General features: G+C 47.9%; 3 protein-coding genes. 2 read left to right on the top strand and 1 reads right to left on the bottom strand.

What is annotated here, in order from left to right:
• Window positions 1–350: 350 nt before the first annotated feature.
• On the bottom strand, window positions 351–2753 hold the full coding sequence (locus ACOMG9_RS20740; protein WP_448218279.1) for a hypothetical protein: 2403 nt from the start codon (window positions 2751–2753) through the stop codon (window positions 351–353).
• Between the two features lie 737 nt (window positions 2754–3490).
• On the opposite strand from ACOMG9_RS20740, the gene ACOMG9_RS20745 reads away from it, so the two are divergent.
• Both ACOMG9_RS20745 and ACOMG9_RS20750 read left to right on the top strand, forming a co-directional pair.
• A complete protein-coding gene (locus tag ACOMG9_RS20745) occupies window positions 3491–10804 on the top strand; it encodes an AAA family ATPase (RefSeq protein WP_494529326.1) in 7314 nt (2437 codons plus the stop codon).
• Between the two features lie 158 nt (window positions 10805–10962).
• On the top strand, window positions 10963–18549 hold the full coding sequence (locus ACOMG9_RS20750; protein ID WP_494529327.1) for an AAA family ATPase: 7587 nt from the start codon (window positions 10963–10965) through the stop codon (window positions 18547–18549).
• The last annotated feature ends 65 nt before the right edge of the window (window positions 18550–18614 follow it).

Below are 18614 nucleotides of genomic sequence, written 5' to 3' on the forward strand. Positions count from 1 at the left end.
CTTCTGCGTTCCAACTCTGGTTACGTAGCTTCGGCTACGCGCCCGTCGTTGCGCCTTGAAGGATGAAAAAATCCACTCGCCAGAATATGCGAAACCAACCGGCCAGGTACTTAGATATTGGGAAGCTGTCGTACTTAAAATGGTCCTGCTGCGGTTACGATAATTGAACACCAAGTCTGCCCAGACATTCCCGGATCGCATTAACTGGCGCAGGGGAGAGCTTAGAATAAAATGCCAATCATTACTTGAATGTGGTGGCTGTACTCCAAAAAAAGCTAACATTTCGCATTATCAGGAAGCTTGCATAGAGGTTAGGGCTGCGCTGGGCTATCAAACCCGCCATTTTATGATCACATATCCTTGGATACTTTATTCAGAAAGCTTTGATAGTCAGCGGGGTTCAGTCCCAGTTTTTGCAAGTATTCAACAGTATGATGAAGAACTTCTTCAGGAGTGTAATCTTTGCTGGCTTTAATGTCGTCAGGTACAGACTCAATCGGCTCATTTCGCATTCGACGCTCGTGGATATATTCGAACAAGGCTTTTAAAAACTGATTAATCAATTTTAATTCCTGCATATTTTCTGGACAACGGAAAAAGCGAAACTCTATTGTTCCATAAGGATCAATTATCTCAGTTCCTGGAATGTGCAACAAAGATACAGCCATATATTTATCTAAAAACACATCACCAACTTCACCAAACATGTTTTGTAAAGGAGCCAATTGCACAAAATGACTGTATAATTTTGAGAACTGTTTAAGCTTTTCCAATTTCTCTGAATCCGTTAGCCAATAAGCAATCCCCTCTCCATAATTTACACCAGCCAACTTCTCATTATACGTAGCAATCATCCAATTCATCCGTTCAATTGCCAGGCTTCTCAAAGCAGCATAGTCAGAAAACAATTTGTACCATTGACCCTCATCTTTTTTAACAATTCGGTCATTATTACCGAATGCTCTGGTTAGATAAGGATTGCTCTCAATCTCCCTCTGTAATTCCAGTAGAACGCCGGGGTTGCCATGGGTAGCAGAGAGTGCATCTACATGCTTGTGACCGGAGGCATGATCTATAAAGCCATCTTTAATCATTAAGTCAACGAGTTTAAATACTTTTTTAAAGCATTTTTCCGCACCAGCGTCACCATCATGGTAGGGCGTACAATTCACCTCAAGCCATTTTTTAAAATCTACAAAAGGGGCTACATAGAAATGACCATCAAAAGTGTACCTCTTAGGATCATAATCAGTTTCCTTATTGGCTCCTAATTTTTTCATATATTTATCTACTTTCGTAAGATAATAGTAACTTGGCCCGCCCCATTGATCTTCTTCTTTAGAAACCAAATCATATTCCAACTCTTCACCAAATTTGAGATTAATGGGATTATCAGGTAGAAGAGCCTGTCCGACTGAGTCTGGTTTTTCTTGAAACATATCATCAAGAATATCTAACCAGCGTCTATTAAACTCCCCCGCCATGACCTCTTCATTAAAAGCCATTCTGAGTTTGTCATTACCTCTAAGGACAGCGATAATTTCATTCTTGCAATCTATAAAGCTGAAACTCTTATTTAACTCTGTAATAATTTCTACCTTATATTGATCAGTAAAACTCATAAAAGCAGCAAATTCTGAAAAATAGCCTTCCCCAAAAAGCATCTTTTCAAAGAATGGAAATGTCGCATGCCCAACTGCCTGATAGCCACCAACATCGCCAAAGCCTCTGTAATTCTCATAAAGGTAATCGGATAGTAATTCACGAAGATAATAGCGACGATATGAATGATTTCTATCTGACAACTGTTTATCTTTCCGAGCAAACATTTCTGAAAAAATTGAATCTATTAGTTCCACTTGGTTATTAGTAATTTTTTGACCGGAACGATATTTATCGGCTTCATCACTATAAACAAACTTCTGATCTCTTAACAACCCTTCCGTAAACAATATAAAATCTACAAATATCTCTTCAACATTCGCACTGCTAGTAATGTAACTACCATCGCTGAAATATATATAACCAGAACCCTTACACTTATTATTCCCGATTATTCTTTTGATGGATATATTATGTTCCCTCGCAAGTTGATTAACGGTATTCAGGAAGTGCTTGGCTGCATCTCGAGGTGATAAGTCCTGCACCTCAAAATCAAGTTCTTTTTCCTTTTTCCTCTTGCGCTTGCCTGGTTTAAATTGCGTTAATGCTTCCTGGCTTTGATCCTTGGCTGATCTTCCGTTTTTTTCAGGCAACCGATCACCTTTGCCACCCGCTGCTCCCTTTTCATTTGAATTACCGAGGCTGACAATTCCGTGTATATCACCTGTATTACCTCTCAAAGAAACATTGTTAGCAGTATCGATTAATAAAGATAAAAAAGCACTCAAGACATGAGCACTATTGCCAGCCTGATTTTTGCCATAGGCCAACTGGTAAAAACTATCCTTTTCTTTTTTAGAAACACCTGTACTTTTTTTGCGATCGAGTTCCTGGAACTCTTTTGTCGCTTTATTTGTCTTGCTTTCAAGAAAGGGGTCTTTCCAGCCTTTAAGATCAGCTATAACTTTTTTCTTAAAAGCATTCATTAGCGATTTTTCAGCGCTGTTTCTTTCAAGAGGAAGTATTTGGGAAAATAATTTTCCAGCAACACCCGGAATAAGAGCCGCCTGATAATCAAGAGAAGTAGAACCAAAAGCCTGAACGTGCAAAGCAACCAAGGATAAGGAGAATAAAAATACTAATGTTTTCATAGTTCATTTATAAAGATTGAGTGTTAATCCACTTTCCATGTTATAACGAATAATTTTCGTTCAGTTTTTCCTGACGCTATGCTGCTGAAAGCTCATTTTCAATACCCAAAATTTGAGGCTCCAAGGGTCATCAATCCTTCAACATCCCAGTACTAAAAAGATATCCTCAGTAAGTACTACTCTTGATTAAATCCGCAACGAGCGCAACACTCGCTGTTATGGATAAGGTTCAAGCTACCTTGTCAAATGAATTTTACAGACATCCAATCGACATGCACCCAAAAGTAGTAGCGATTTAATTATTAATCAACTGCACTGAAGAAATATTATTTAACGGAGAATAAAGCTGACAAGATCTTTTTCCCACTGCTCACAAAGAGTCCGGAAACCGCTGACACTCACGTTTTGTGTTACCGCCCCGGCATCTTCAATAGCCAAGGCTAAATATCCGAATGAAACTTTCGTCCACTTCGAAGGTCATATCATAAGTACTCAACCATACGAAATCATATTTTCTGACTCATTGTTCAGGCACTCGCGGCAACTGCTCCTGCGTTGCTCTAGCTCCTGCATCCATGCATTCGTGCTGTGTTGCAACTCTGGTCACATAGCTTGCTATCCCGTCGTTGCGCCTTGCAGAGCACCTGCCCAATAAGCCAGAAATATTCGATTCCGTATGCCTGAGTACTTAAAACATTTTAAATACAGTCTTTCAGATGTCAGGAGAGAGATGGACTATGGATGCCCGGATTGATGGGAAACTACCCAAACCGGTTCTTGAGAGTCAAGAGCCTGATAGTCGTGTAACAGCCAAGAGAGCAACGCGGGATTTGTCATCGAAGGAAAAGGGTGTAGGAATCTGCTCCGAAATAGAATCCAAACTGAAGATATCGCCATCTTCGGAGATATTGCCTGACAAAGCAAGAACTGTATCCTTAACGGACTCCTCGCTGCTAAAGTCCCCTTATTCCTTCGATTTTCGTTTTGTCGCCAATGATGATGAGGTTCGACAGCTTTTAATCGCCCAGACCTGTGATGAAGGCCGGGATGTCTCTCTTATTTCCCATCCTGATGACCTCTTACAGGCTAATCTGGTGAGCCGGTTGAGCCTGTCCGGTGATGGTCGCCACACTCTGCATTCAGGCAAGCTTTTTGAAGGCTCGCAGCCATTGACCCTGGTGATCGATATCCGAAAGCTTACCGGCGTAGAACTGCCCAAATTGAACGATCTGCTGGACCCGGATAATCCCTGTCTATACGACAAAGTCAGCCAGAAAAAACGTCCTCTGGGCAAGCATGTTGCTCTGCTGGTTCTGGCAGATCGCGCACAGTTGGCATCGGTTGGCCAGCATGAAGAGGCACCGGCGGCCGGCGCTCCGGCGGCCGACGCACCGGGCGCTGATTTCTGGCGGCGAATTAATCGACCGGGCAATACCTGGCAGCTCAACGAAAAGACCGGCAATGCCTCATTGATGGATATCAACGAGGTTCAGGTATTGGCTGAACTCCCGGCTGCTGAAGGTGCTACGGATGACGAAAATACCCTTCTTATTAACTGCCACTTGCACAGCAACTGCCGGCAGTTGCTGCTGGGTGGCCCTGGAGTGGACCAACAAGGGCGAATCCGACACATCCCCGGCAAGCTTGAGTTATTGAAGGCCGGACAACGGGTGATTCTGAAAGGGGCCGACTGGCAGGATCTGGCCTTCGAGCAGACGGTTCGACAGATGCTCCAGCAACAGTGCTTTGAGAGCAACGGGAAGATCTGTCCATTACCCGACGATGTTCAGTTTTATCGGATGCCGTTAGGGAATGAAGAGCTTCATTCACTGTTCCAAAGTCTGTCTCATTCGAACAATAAAGAAGATGATAAAGAGCAAACACCAGGAAACCCGATCATCATTAACCAGAATAATATCAGGGAGTGGCTTAGCCCGATTGCCATTACCCCTGGAGGCTATTCAGTCCCAAATACCTGTCTGTTGGAACAAATTCGGGCAGGTGGTGTAGTCACCGTAACGTCCCCCCTCACTGAGGCACTCTGGTTTCGTTTGCTGGGTTCACTGCAGACGATTTGCGAGACGACAGATCTGGAGCCCCGACTTCAGGTGGCTGATTCAAGACGGCAGCCGAAAGCACTGGGATTGGCAGAAAGCGATGAACATCCAATCACAGATCACGCTACCTTCAATGCCGTCACTTATCGGCGACATGCTCAAACAAGTCATTGGCTAAATAATCAGCAGAGATCTCCTTTGGTCATTCAGGTCAGCGAACAGACCGGCTTCAGCCAGCTATTTGATAATACCCATATCACCTCGGAACAACAGGCGCATTTTGGACGACGTCAGAGTAAATTGCAGGAGGCATTGACCGCTGGCAAACCGGTTGTATTCCGGGGACTCGAGCGTAATCCAAGGCTTCAGCAGCTTCTGGAGCCACTGGTTATTGGGCAACCTCTGTTGGTGAACGGTCAATTGCAAGCCTACCCACAGGCTGATGTCACCTTACTCTGGCCTGAGTCTGCGAAAAGTACGTCTCCGGTCTTGCATTCGCTGGTCGCCAAGGGTAAACCCTGTCCTGAGGTCGATCTCTGGGCTATCAATGCCGACAAGCATGAAATCCCCCGGGCTGAGCTGCCTAAACAAGCGCTTAATAATCTTTACCAAGCGTTTAAAACCGTCCCTGCCGACCTTTGTAATCCTCTGCCTGAAATGACCGAAGAGTTGTTGAATAACCTGATACTGGCTGCCCGTCGGGCACAACAGGTTGATCAGTCCTCAACGCTTTTACCCCGCCACTGGCGCAGGGCCGTTAATAGCGTCATCACCCATGGCACCCGGCAGAATCCGCTCGTCAGGGACTTTATGAAAGTGGCTTGCTGGTATTTGTTACCGGATAAGAAGCCGAATAAGGATCACCCTCCCTCGGTAGACCCGGATCAGTTAATGACCATCATCAACAGTGCCCCGCAGTTAGATAGAGCGTTTTTGGAGCAGAACCTGTGGCCACTGGCCAGAGCCACTGACCCGACAATATTCAAGGGCACTAAATCTAAAGGGTTACTACTATCCTATGAAAATCCACTTCCAAGGTGGGGTAAAAAAGAAGCTCTCGACAAACTCTGCGCCCTGATCGTGGCCCACGGGCCTGAAGAGCATCGTCAGGCCATGGCGTATCAGTTGAAAGTCGATCCGGAGACAGCGAAACAACATCCACCGTTGGCCATCAGGCCATCAAGACAAATTAGACGTTTGCAAGATGCACTGGCTTCTGGCTGGCAGTTACTTTTGCCATTAGTGCAGACGCGATCCGATGTCATTCACGCGCTAGCCAGCGATTGTTTTCATATAGCCAGAACAGCGAATTCTGAGGCAGAAGGCATTGAACGCATTGAACATCGGCTGGCTGAATCACTGAAATGGCGAGGTTCCGCTGATACGTCCTGGTCAGCACTGGCCCTGGGTCTTTATCACGGCGAGATGAGTCAGCGGGATCGTGAAAGCCGTCGACTGTCCCGACTCCACGACCGGCTTAAGGATTCTCCCGTTATATTCCTGCAGGGAGAAACCGGCACCGGGAAAAGTTACTTTTCTGCCAAAATGGCCAGGGCTTCGGGACAAGCTTCAGTCATTTCCCTTGGACCTTCTGATAGCGAACAGACCCTGATGAAACGCTGGCAGTGGCAACAACACGCCGACGGCGACCGCTCTATGGTGCAGCAAAACCGGGCGTTGATGGAATGGGCCAATACCGAACCTGACAAAAAAGACGGAGAATACATCACCCTGGTTCTGGATGAGGCTAACCTCACCAAAACCGGATTACTGGCATCATTGAACGGCTTATGGGAACCGCAACCCTGCATCTATGTGAATGGTCATCCTGTCAGGGTCAGCGAAAAACACCGGGTGATTCTCACCGGCAACCCGGATCATTACACCGGGCGCCAAATGGACCCGGCCCTGAAAGAGAAACTGCCCAGAGCTTATTACCCACGCCTGGATCAGGCTTTCCTTCGAGACAGAGTAGTGGAACCAGCTTTGCTCAATCAGTTGCAACGGCATCAAATAAACGACATTGCCCACAGTGCCACCAAGAGTGTGATGGCACTCTGGCAATATTATCAGGAGCTGTTGCCAGACCATGAGTTTACCCCCAGGGATTTAACCGACATCTGCAGCTGGGTGGGTTGGTATCTGGATCGTGCGTTATCCGAAGACGACAGTGCCAGCTGCGAGCAAGTGAACAGTTTGATCCAACAAAGTTTTCGGGATGTGTTGGGTCCCGAAATCAACGAGACTCAGCAGGATGCCCTCTCGGCACTGGAAATCTGGTTTGCTGCCTGCTACCACCCGGACCATACCCTACGCGACAGGGTTCATAACCACACCCTGCCAGATATGCTGCAGGGCTTCAGAACACTGACCAAAGAAATCCGACCTGAGTTTGATACCTGCGGATCGGCAGTCATTGATCTGGTGCAACGGCTTTGGCAGGATTTAAGCCGCTGTCAGCAAGCTTATCATCACGACAGAAAACACGACGGCCGTCAGGCGACCCTGATTCAAGGCCCGGCGGGTCGGGGCAAGGATGTCACTCTCAACCTGGTGATTGAAAGCGTCAAACGGCAGGCTAAACAACAGCAAGAATCCATGCCGGAAGTCTTGCTCCTGAATGCCTGTGATTGTTCCTGGGAGAAACTGTGTGAAAAGATCCAGACGGCAAGAATCCAGGGCGCCATCGTGGTGATTTCGGAAATGAATCTGATCGATAGCCAGCATCTGGAAGGCGAGTTAAACGATATTCTGGCTGGTGACGCCCATCCGGGTTTCCACCTGTTTGCCACCATCAACCCACCTGAGTACAGCGGGCGAAAACCCTTATCACCAGCGCTGAAAGGACGTTTTCGACATTTGCCGATCCGACAGTATAACCCGACCGAATTGCAGACCATTGCCGAAAAAGTGTTGCCAAAGTCCTCAGAAGGGACATTCGTCGCCAACAAGCTAACAGAAAAACATTGTCTTTTAAGGGCTCACCTGCAACAGAAAAACCTGCCCTTGCAGCCCACCAGCCTTGATTTACAGAATGTTGCCAGGGCTGTCTTCAGAGGAGGCGATTTTACCGAAAAAGCCGTTCATCAATGTCTTAATCAGCACTACCGGCTTTATCTGATGGCCGTCAACCTGGCGCTGGAGGAACTGCCCGAGTCTTCGGCTATTGCCATGGGGAAAAGTGAATTTGATTCCGGACTTTGCCATTGGTTCAATGAAACGGTATCGGGCATTCATCGGCCGTGGTTAATACGACGCAGTGATCGCAGCGCTATTGATGAAAAACACCATGAAATTCGTTTTAAGGCTTGTCCAACTGAAGAGCAAGCAAAAACGGAGATCATCAGGGAGGTGGCTCAGGCCAGGTGGCAGGCATCCGGTCTTTCCCTGAAGCCGGACGAGTCGGACGATATTCTCACCGGGGCAATATACCGGCTCTGGCAGCAACGCTGGTTTGCTGGTGATTTTGGCCGGACGGGCGTGGACGCTAACAGCGTATTTCCCCTGACGGAAGAACAGCAACAAACGCTGAAAATGTTGACTAACCAGCCCTATCTTCAGGCGGTTGATCAGCGGATAAAGGAGTGGAAAGCCGATAAAGTCCAATGGTGGCCGGCGTTCTGGCATCAGATCAGTGATCTGCTGAACCATCTGGTAGGCGATTTTATCAACCAGGCATCCGTTTTTACTGGCAGTGATAAGGCACCTGAAAAGTACATACCGGAAGCCCATGAGAAAAAGGCTCCGGCATTGGACCAGATAACGAACTACGAGAACGAGGGGGAGCCACAACGTGAATATCAAATTATTTTTGACAGGCCGAACCATTTCCCCGGTATTTATCGATGGTGGGCAGAAGATATTTGCGTGTCTGCTGAGGGCGATGTCAAAAAGATCAGTATTAATGATCAACAATTGCAGGGGGCCGAAGTCCTTTCACCGGCGCGTTTACCAGGGCGTGACCAGCCAGTGACATTAGCCAGAAACCAAACGCTGGCAACCTTTGAGATGTCATCAAACAATAGTCGATATGCCTTACCCAGCCTGACGCCTGACGACTATATCGTGGCCCTGCGCACAGAGCCCGAATTACGATTTACCCTGGTCAGGGACCGATATACCGGGCTTCATACGCTGTCTGTTGCAGAGGCCGAAGCCAGTCAGAACATTCAATTTGCTTATATCGTAGAACACCGGGAACCGGGCGAAAAAACATCTGCTGCAGAAGCACGGTCAGAAGCATCAGGACGTTTTGACGCCCGCTGTTCAGAAGGTATGGAACAAGTACTGAAGGAAGTGTTAACGCATATTAATCAACAACCATCCAAAGTACAGGTACCTTTGCAGAGAATAAAAAACGCTACAAAAACAACGCAACGCATTGAGGCGATCAGAGACTATTGCCTGGAGTTTTCCGGTACTGCAATACCAGAAGAGAATGAAAACTTCTTTCAATTCCTGGTAACAGAGCGGCAGGGTAGCTGTCGTCATCGTGTGCCTGTTTTTATCGCTTTTTGTCGTTACTTCGGGATTCCATGCCGGCAAATAACCAATCGTATCCACGCCTTTGCAGAGTGCTCCATGGATGGAGGCCAAACCTGGAAGTCAGTGGATTTGGGCGGGGCACCCTTCGAGGCAAAAGAAGTCTCCTCTGGTTTTCAGCTGACAAAAAGGGTCGGTGGTTCTGGCACTGAGTTAAGAAAGACCAGGGATATCTTGCAGGGGCTCCTGGAGGGTGCTGATTTAGCACAACAGCAAACTCTGGCTGAAGCCTTTGGTATGAATCTTGAGGAACTGAACCAAACCCTCAAGACAGACTGTGAATTGCCAGAAATCCATCTAAGCACTCTCGAAATGGTAAAGAACCTTTGGGGAAGAAAAGATTTAACGGGATTTTTCATGGGTGTCTCAATATTTTTGCTGGAGACAAAAGCATTGGGCGTTGGCGAGATGCAAATGGTGGGTGATGTCTATGACGACAGTGGACAGAAATATAAACCGATGTCGGAGGCAGTCCAACAAATCCTGTCTGACAGTGATGGAGGTCAGGTCACTGAACAACTCAAGTTATTGCACTCAAGAGCGGTTGTTCAGGGTGGCGCAAACCCTCTCGAGTGGTTGAGTTCAATAGTGCATATTCTGCAAAACAGTAACCTGACCAAACGTTCGGTGATTGACTTTGCCCGGGAAGCCCTGTCACAGGGTTGGCTGGATCCACTGCCAACCTACGCAGGCCATATTATAGAGGCCCATGAACACCATCAGCTGTTGGCGCTTCTGAACAGTGTTGATGAACTCAAGGTTAAAGCCAGCCACTGCCTGAAAAAGTGGTATAAGCAATTTTTGTCCAGAGGAAACAATAGCCAGATATGGCGGATGCCTTATAGAAGCTTCCAGGCAGTAAATGCTAATACCTTTTTTGTCACTCATGGCCATGATGGTTTCTCGCCATCTCTGGAAAAGAACATTCTCAGCTTATCTATGCAGAAAGCCTGGACGGACGAACCTGAGGGCATTCCGAATATAGAACGAATGCTGGTGCATCATCCGGCATTTCCAAAGTTCATCCCGGGCAAGGCTAACCACCTTCCGGTGATTATCATCGGGGCGCCTGAGTGGAACATAAAAGTGAGAAATTTAAAAAACAAATGCAGGGAAGCTCTTCAGCAGGCCTTCAGTCATTATCTTTACGGAATAACACATTCGAAAGGCGGTTGCTTAACCTATTGCTGGGGCAATGCCCGAGTATATGGATACTCGGAGGAAAACAACTACGGCGCTCATGAGCCATCCTCACCAGAAGAGCTGCACGCCATGATGTCTGTCATTGAGAGCTCTTGCGAGTTTCAGAAATCGCTTCAGGCTGACTACTTGCGGCAGGCATGTTATGCCAGTCATGCGCTGGTACTCAAATCCGATGAGCTGACAACCATTGCCAGAGAGTTTTTGAGCAGCGTGAATTTGAATTCGATTTACGAGTCACTGGATACCTGATCATGGTTTGGTCATGATGAGTTTTTCGAGATCGGTGACATCCCTCAATGGCAACGAATAATTCTCCAAATGGAACTTTAATCCCGTTCTAAAGTCCAATCATTAAACAATTAATTTCAATGCAGTCCTTCAAATAGCAGTAGGGAGAGAGATTGACTATGGATGGTCGGATTGATGGGAAAATAAAGAGGCCTTTTTTTAAGAGCGCAGAGCCTGATCGCAGCGTGCCAGCCAAAAAAGCAAGACAGGATTCACCTTCGGTAGCAGAGGTCTGTGACGTAACAGCCCAACTCAGCCTATCGTCACCTGCCATTGCTTTGCCCGACAAGGCGAGAACGGTATCCTCAAAAGATTCCCCGGTCCAGAAGGCCACTCATGCCTTCGATTTTCGTTTTGTCGCCAGTGATGATGAGATTCGACAACTTTTAGTTGCCCAAACCAGCGATGAAAATCGCGATGTCACCCTTATTTCCCACCCCGATGAGCTCTCACAGGCTAATCTGGTGAGCCGCTTGAGTATTTCCGAAGAGGGTCGCCACACTTTGCGCTCAGGCAAGCTCTTTGAAGGTTCACAGCCATTAACCCTGGTGATGGATATCCGAAAACTCACCAGCGAGGACCTGCCAAAATTTAACGATCTGCTGGACCCGGATAACCCCTGCCTGTATGACAAAGTCAGCCGGAAGAAACGCCCCCTGGGAGCGCATGTTTCTCTGCTGGTCCTGGCGGCACCTGGACAATTGGCCTCGGTTGGCCAACATGACGAGGCACCTGCGGTCGGCGCACCGGGCGCTGATTTCTGGCGGCGAATCAATCGACCGGGCAATACCTGGCAGTTCGACGCACAGACCGGCGACGACCCAGCGGAGATCGACAAGGTTCCTCCGTTATTGGCTGAACTCCCCTCTGCCGAAAGTGCTATGGATGACGACAATACCGTTCTTATCGACTGCCACTTACACAGTCACTGGCGACAGTTGCTACTGGGCGGTCCTGGCGTGAATCAACAAGGGCAAATCCAGCACATCCCCGGCAAACTTGAGTCTCTGCGAGCCGGACAACGTGTGATTTTGAAAGGAGCCAACTGGCAGGACCTGGCCTTTGAACAGACGATTCGTCAGATGCTGGCGCAACAATGTTTTGAAAGCAACGGGAAGATCTGTCAGTTACCCGACAATGTTCAGTTTTATCAGACGCCGGTAGCGGACGACGAGCTTCATTCACTGTTCCTGGGCCTGTTCCACTCTTATAACAAAGACGATGACAAAGGAATTGATAAAGGAGCTGATAAAGAGCAGGCACCAGGAAATACGATCATCATCAACCAGAGTAATATCAGCGATTGGCTGAACCCGATTGCCATTGCCCCGGAAGGCTATGCAGTTCCTAATACCTCTATGTTGGAACAAGTTAAGGCAGGTGATACAGTCACCGTAACCTCTCCACTCAATGAAGTTCTTTGGTTCCGTTTGCTGGGTTCGTTGCAGACTATTCGCGAGACCACAGGCCTGGAGCCGCAACTTCAGGTGGCTCATTCAATCAAGCAGCCAAAAGCCCTGGGATTGACAAAAAAAGATGAGCACTCACTGTCTGGACTACAAGAAAAAATTAGTCATCACGCCGCCCTTAATACCATCAATACCGTCACTTATCAGCAACCTGCTGAAGCAAGTGATTGGCTCAATCATCAAAAGGAAGCTCCTTTGGTCATTCGGGTCAATGGGCAGACCCGTTGCAGCCAGTTGTTTGATAATATCCATATCACCTCGGAACAAAAGGCGTATTTTGGACGTCACCAAAGTGAATTGCAGAAGGCATTAAATGCTGGCAGGCCGGTTGTCTTCCGGGGGCTGGAAAGCAATCCAACACTTCAGCAACAGTTGGAATCTCTGTTTGTTGGGCAAACTCTGCTGGTCAATGGCCAATTACAGGAGTACCCAAAGGCTCACATCACAATTCTCTGGCCTGAGTCTGTGGAAAGCCCATCTCCCATATTTCGTTCAATGGTTGCCACGGGCAGTCCGTGTCCTGAAGTCGATCTTTGGACTATCAGTGCCTCCAAATATGGTATCCCACGGGCTGAGCTACCAGAAAAAGCGCTTCATGAACTCTACGAAGCGTTTAAAACCGTACCTGACGACCTTTGTAACCCTTTGCCTGAAATGACCGAAGGGCTGTTAAATAACCTGATACTGGCTACCCGGCGGGCACAGCAGGTTGACCGGTCTCCACAGCTCCTGCCTCGGCACTGGCGCAAAGCCATCGACAGCGTCATCACCCATGGTGCCAGACAGAATCCGTCAGTGCGTGATTTTGTCAAGGTGGCCTGTTGGCAGCTACTGCCGGATGCTCATGAGAAACCGGATAAGCATCAAGCCGCCTGGGTAGACCCGGACCGGTTAAATGCCATCATCAATAGCTCCCGGCGGTTGGATAGAACATTTTTGCAGCAGAACCTGTGGCAACTGGCCAGAGCCTTTGACCCGGCATTCTTTAACGACGGGCAATTTTCGTTCTCTGCGGAACAACCATTTGAAGGACTACAACTGTCCTATAAAAGACCATTTCCAAAACATAATGAAAAAGAAGCCCTGGACAGGCTCTGTAACATGATCCTGGCCCATACGCCTGAAAAACAACGACCTGCAATGGCGTATCAGTTGGAAGTCACAGAGTCGAAAGTCAGGCCATATCATCCGTTAACCATAAGACCAACACGGCAGATTAAACGTTTGCAGGATGCACTGACGTCTGGCTGGCAGTTATATGTGCCATCAGAGCAGACCCGATCCGATGTCATTCACTCTCTGGCCAGCGATTGTTTTCATAGTGCCAGAACAGCGAATTCTGACGCAGAGGGTATCGAGCGCATAGAACATCGACTGTCTGAATCACTGGAATGGCAAGGTTCCTCTGATAAGCCCCTGTCAGCACTGGCCCGGGATCTTTATTACGGCAAGATGAATCAGCAGGATCGTGAAAGCCGTCGATTATCCCGACTCCATGAACGCTTTGCGGACTCTCCCGTCCTATTCCTGCAGGGGGAAACCGGCACCGGGAAAAGCTATTTTTCCGCCCGGATGGCAGAGGCTTCCGGACAGGCTTCAATCATTTCTCTTGGACCTTCTGACAGCGAACAAACCCTGATGAAACGCTGGCAGTGGCAACAGCATGCCGATGGCGACCGTTCTATGGAACAGCAAAACCGGGCGCTGATGGAATGGGCCAGTACCCCTTCCGACAATGCTGGAGGAAAATATATCACCCTGATTCTGGATGAAGCCAACCTGGCCAGGGCCGGATTGCTGGCGTCATTGAATGGCTTATGGGAGCCGCAACCCTGCATCTATGTGAATGGTCATCCTGTCAGGGTCAGCAAAAAACACCGGGTGATTCTCACTGGCAACCCCGATCATTACGCCGGGCGCCAAATGGACCCGGCCCTGAAAGAGAAATTGCCCAGGGCTTACTACCCACCTCTGGATCAGGCTTTCCTTCGGGACAGAGTAGTGGAACCAGCCTTGCTCAATCACTTACAACGCCACCAAATAAACGACATTGCACACAGTGCCAGCAAAAGCGTGATGGCACTCTGGCACTATTACCAGGAGCTGTTGCCCGAGCATGAGTTTACCCCCAGGGATTTAACCGATATCTGCAGTTGGGTGGGCTGGTATCTGGATCGTGCGCGGCCCGCAGTTGGCAGTGTGACTCCTGAGCAAATCAACGGTTTGATCCAGCAAAGTTTCCGGGATCTACTGGGTCCCGAAATCAGCGAGACTCAACAGGATGCCCTCTTGGCATTGGAAATCTGGTTTGCAGCCCGTTACCACCCGGACAACACCCTGCGCGACAAAGTTCATAACCACACCCTGCCCGATATGCTGCAGGACTTCAGAACATTGACCAAAGAAATACGACCTGAGTTTGATACCTCCGGATTGGCAGTCATTGAACTGGTGCAAGGGCTGGGACAGGATCTAAGCCGCGCTCAGCAGGCTTATCATCACGACAGAAAACACGGCGGCCGTCAGGCAACGCTGATTGAAGGTCCGGCCGGGCGGGGTAAAGATGCCACGCTGAACCTGGTGATTGAAAGTGTCAGACAGCAGGCCAGGCAACGGGGAGAATCCATGCCGGAAGTCTTTCCCCTGAATGCCTGTGACTGTTCCTGGGACAGACTGTGTGAGGCTATACAGAAAGCAAAAGTAGAGGGCGGCATCGTAGTTATTTCGGAAATGAATCTGATCGACAGCCAGCATCTGGAAGGTGAGTTGAACGATATTCTGGCCGGTGACGCCCATCCGGGTTTCCACCTGTTTGCTACCGTCAACCCGCCTGAATACAGCGGGCGAAAACCCTTGTCACCGGCGCTGAAAGGGCGTTTCCGACATTTGCCGATCCGGCAGTATAACCAGAAAGAATTGCAGACCATTGCCGAAAAAGTGTTGCCTCAGACCCCGCAAGGAAAAAACGCGGCTAAACAACTGACTGAGAAACATTGTCGTTTAAGGGCTTACCTGCAACGGAAAAACCTGCCGTTGCAGCCCACCAGCCTTGATTTACAGAATGTCGCCAGGGCTTTAGACAGAGGGGGTGATTTTACCGAAAAAACACTTCATCAATACCTCAATCAGCACTACCGGCTTTATCTGATGGCAGCCAAAATATCGTTGCAGAAACTGCCAAAATCATCCGGTTCCGCCATGGGCGAAGGAGTACTTGCTGATAAACTGAGCCGTTGGTTCTACGAAACGTTACCGGACATTGGTCGTCCCTGGTTGATACGAAGCAGTAATAGCAACAGCATTGATGTAAAAAAACACGAAATTTGTTTTAAGGATGATCTGAGTGAAGAGGACGCCAAAACAGAAATCATCAAAAGGGTCACTCAGACCCAATGGCAGGCATCCGGACTTTCCCTAAGGCCGGATGCGTCGGACAATGTTCTCACCCGGGCACTGTACCGACACTGGCAGAAAAGCTGGTTTGATCGTGAGTTTGGCCAGACAGGCATGGACGCCAACAGTGTATTCTCCATGACGAAAGAAGAGGAGCAGGCACTGAAAACGCCGGCTTCCCTGCCCTATCTTCAGGAGGCCGATAAGCGAATAAGGTTATGGAACGCCAAGGCAGTTCAATGGTGGCCAGCGTTCTGGCGTGAGATAAGTAATCTGCCGAACCATTCGCTGCACGAATTTATTAAGGAAGCATCAGCTGATAGTGCTTTTGAACAATACGATCCGGAAGTCGAAGAGAAAAAGACCAGGGCATTGGACCAGATAACGAACTACGAGGCTCTGGCGGGGTCAAAACTTAGGGATTATAAAGTTTTTAAAACGGAGAAACTTCCTTCCCAGATGTATCGACTTAGAGTACAGGATATATTTGTAACGGCTGGGGGCAATATCAAGAGGATCGAAATTGGTGATAAGTACCTTCAGGGGATGGAACTGCTCACACCTGAGCTGTTACCAGAGCATGACCAGCCGGTGACATTAGCTAAAAATCAAACCCTGGCAACCTTTGAGATGCAATTAAAGTACGGTCAATGTGCATTGCCAAGCCTGACGCCTGACGACTATATCGTGGCCTTGCGCATAGAACCTGATTGGCCATACACCCTGGTCAGGGATCGATATACCGGGCTGCACAAACTGTTTATTACCGGGGACAGAACCAACCAGAGTATAAAGGTTGCCTATGTCGTAGAGTCCAGGGAACCGGGCCAAAAAGTCCAACCAGCAGGTTTTGACACCCGCTGTTCAGAAGGGATGAAAGCCGTACTGGACAAACTGTTTGAAAACATCGAGCAGCAGCCAACGGAAATACAGGTGCCTTTGCTGAAAATCATAAAGGCTGAAAACAGGTCGCAACGCATTGAGGCGATCAAGGACTATTGCAAACAGTTTTCCGGTAAAACCAAACCAGAGAGAGACGAAAATTTCTTTCACTTTCTGGTAACACAGCGGCAAGGTTACTGTAAACATCGTACACCTGTTTTTGTCGCTTTTTGTCGTTATTTTGGGATTCCATGTCGGAGCATTACAAACTTTATCCACAGCTTTGCTGAGTATTCCGAAGATGGGGGCCAAACCTGGAAGTCAGCAAATTTGGGCGGGGGGCCTGCACGGGTAACAGAAATCAAATCTGAATTCCAGCCCATCAGCAGGGGCATTGATCTTAATACTCAGTCAAACAAGATTAAGAAACTCCTGAAGAGTCTTCTGAAAGAAGCTGATTTAACACAACAGCAAGCTCTGTCTAAAGCCATTGGCATCAACCTTGAAGCACTGAACAAAGCCATTGAGACATTCGGGGCATTGGCAAACAAAGATCTAAGTCCTTTCAACATTGTAAAGAACCTTTGGAAAGAGAAAGATTTAGCCAGTTTTTCCATGGGCGTCTCACTTATTACATCGCTAAAGACAGAGGCATACTGGTATAACATGGGGAAATTGCTCGGTGCTGAGGAGTATGGCGACTACCCTGACCGCGATACGATGTCAGAGGCAGTCGTGCAAATATTGTCCAACAGCGATGAAGATCAGGTCACCAAACAACTCAAGTTACTCCATCCAATAGTGATTAATCGTGCCAATGCAAGTCATCTCCAATGGTTGCGTTCAATCGTAAAAATACTGAAAAACAGTCACTTGGCCAAACCATCGGTTATTCACTTTGCCCGTGAGGCCCTGGCATCGGGTTGGCTGGACCCAGTGCCGGTTTATGATAACGCGATTATGGGAGCCGATGAACATTATCAGTTATTAATGCGCCTGAGAGACATCGATGAACTGAAGGCTCAAGCCACTAATTGCCTGAAAAAGTGGTATCGGACTGTGTTGTCCGGGGAAAAAATCAGCGAGAGATGGCAGTTAAGTTATGAGCTTTTCATGAGGGAAGAAAATAGTGCCCTGTTAGTCACTCATTCTCATGGTGGGTTTTCGCGATTCCTTGAAGATAAAATTGCCCGCTCAATCCTGGACTACAACTGGACAGACGTACCTGAGGGAGTTCCGAATATAGAACGAATGTTGCTGCAAGAACCTGCATTTATGCAGTTAACCTCGGTCAACGCAAACCACCGTCCTGTGATTACCCTGGGGCGGCCTTCGTGGGGAGTCACAGTCTTCAATAAAAAACACAGAGCCCTGATGGAAGTAAAAGCAGAGAATAGCCCGGACTTGAAGCGGTTATGGGAACAATACAAGCAATATGAGGCGATGGAAAAACAACTCCGGGACGCTCTGAAGGCATTGAATGAGCAATGCCTGACTCAAGAAGAACGTGAGCAAAAAAAGCATGATATCGAAAGCAAGTACCAGCCCATTATAAAGTCCCTTAAGTTGTCACCCAGTGACTTTTGGCTTTTGCATGATTTACATATGAAATGCTGCCGGGCGATTGAGCAGGCCTTCAGTCATTACCTGTATGGAGTGACACACTCGAAGGGTGGTCGTTTAACACATTGTTGGGGCAAAATTTCCATACATGCTAACCATCATAAGGACTATGGCGCTCATGATCCATCTTCACCCCATGAACTGTATGCAATGATGTCTAGAATCATAGGTCCTATAGGTCCTGATAGTTTTGAGAAATCTATTGAGAATTCTTACTTACGGCAGGCACTCAATGCCAGTGACGCTCTGGTGCTGAAATCCGACGAGCTGACAACCATTGCCGAAGAGTTTTTGAACACTGTGAATTTGAACTCGCTGTGTGAATCATTGGATACGTGATAAACGATTGATCATGATGAGTTTTTCGAGATCGGTGACATCCCTCAATGGCAACGAATAATTCT

This window comes from Endozoicomonas sp. PH6C (assembly GCF_059322965.1).

Excerpts from the sequence above, each read along its gene's own strand:
- ACOMG9_RS20745 (WP_494529326.1), top strand. The coding sequence starts at position 3,491 with ATGGATGCCCGGATTGATGGGAAACTACCCAAACCGGTTCTTGAGAGT.
- ACOMG9_RS20740 (WP_448218279.1), bottom strand. The coding sequence starts at position 2,753 with ATGAAAACATTAGTATTTTTATTCTCCTTATCCTTGGTTGCTTTGCAC.
- ACOMG9_RS20750 (WP_494529327.1), top strand. The coding sequence starts at position 10,963 with ATGGATGGTCGGATTGATGGGAAAATAAAGAGGCCTTTTTTTAAGAGC.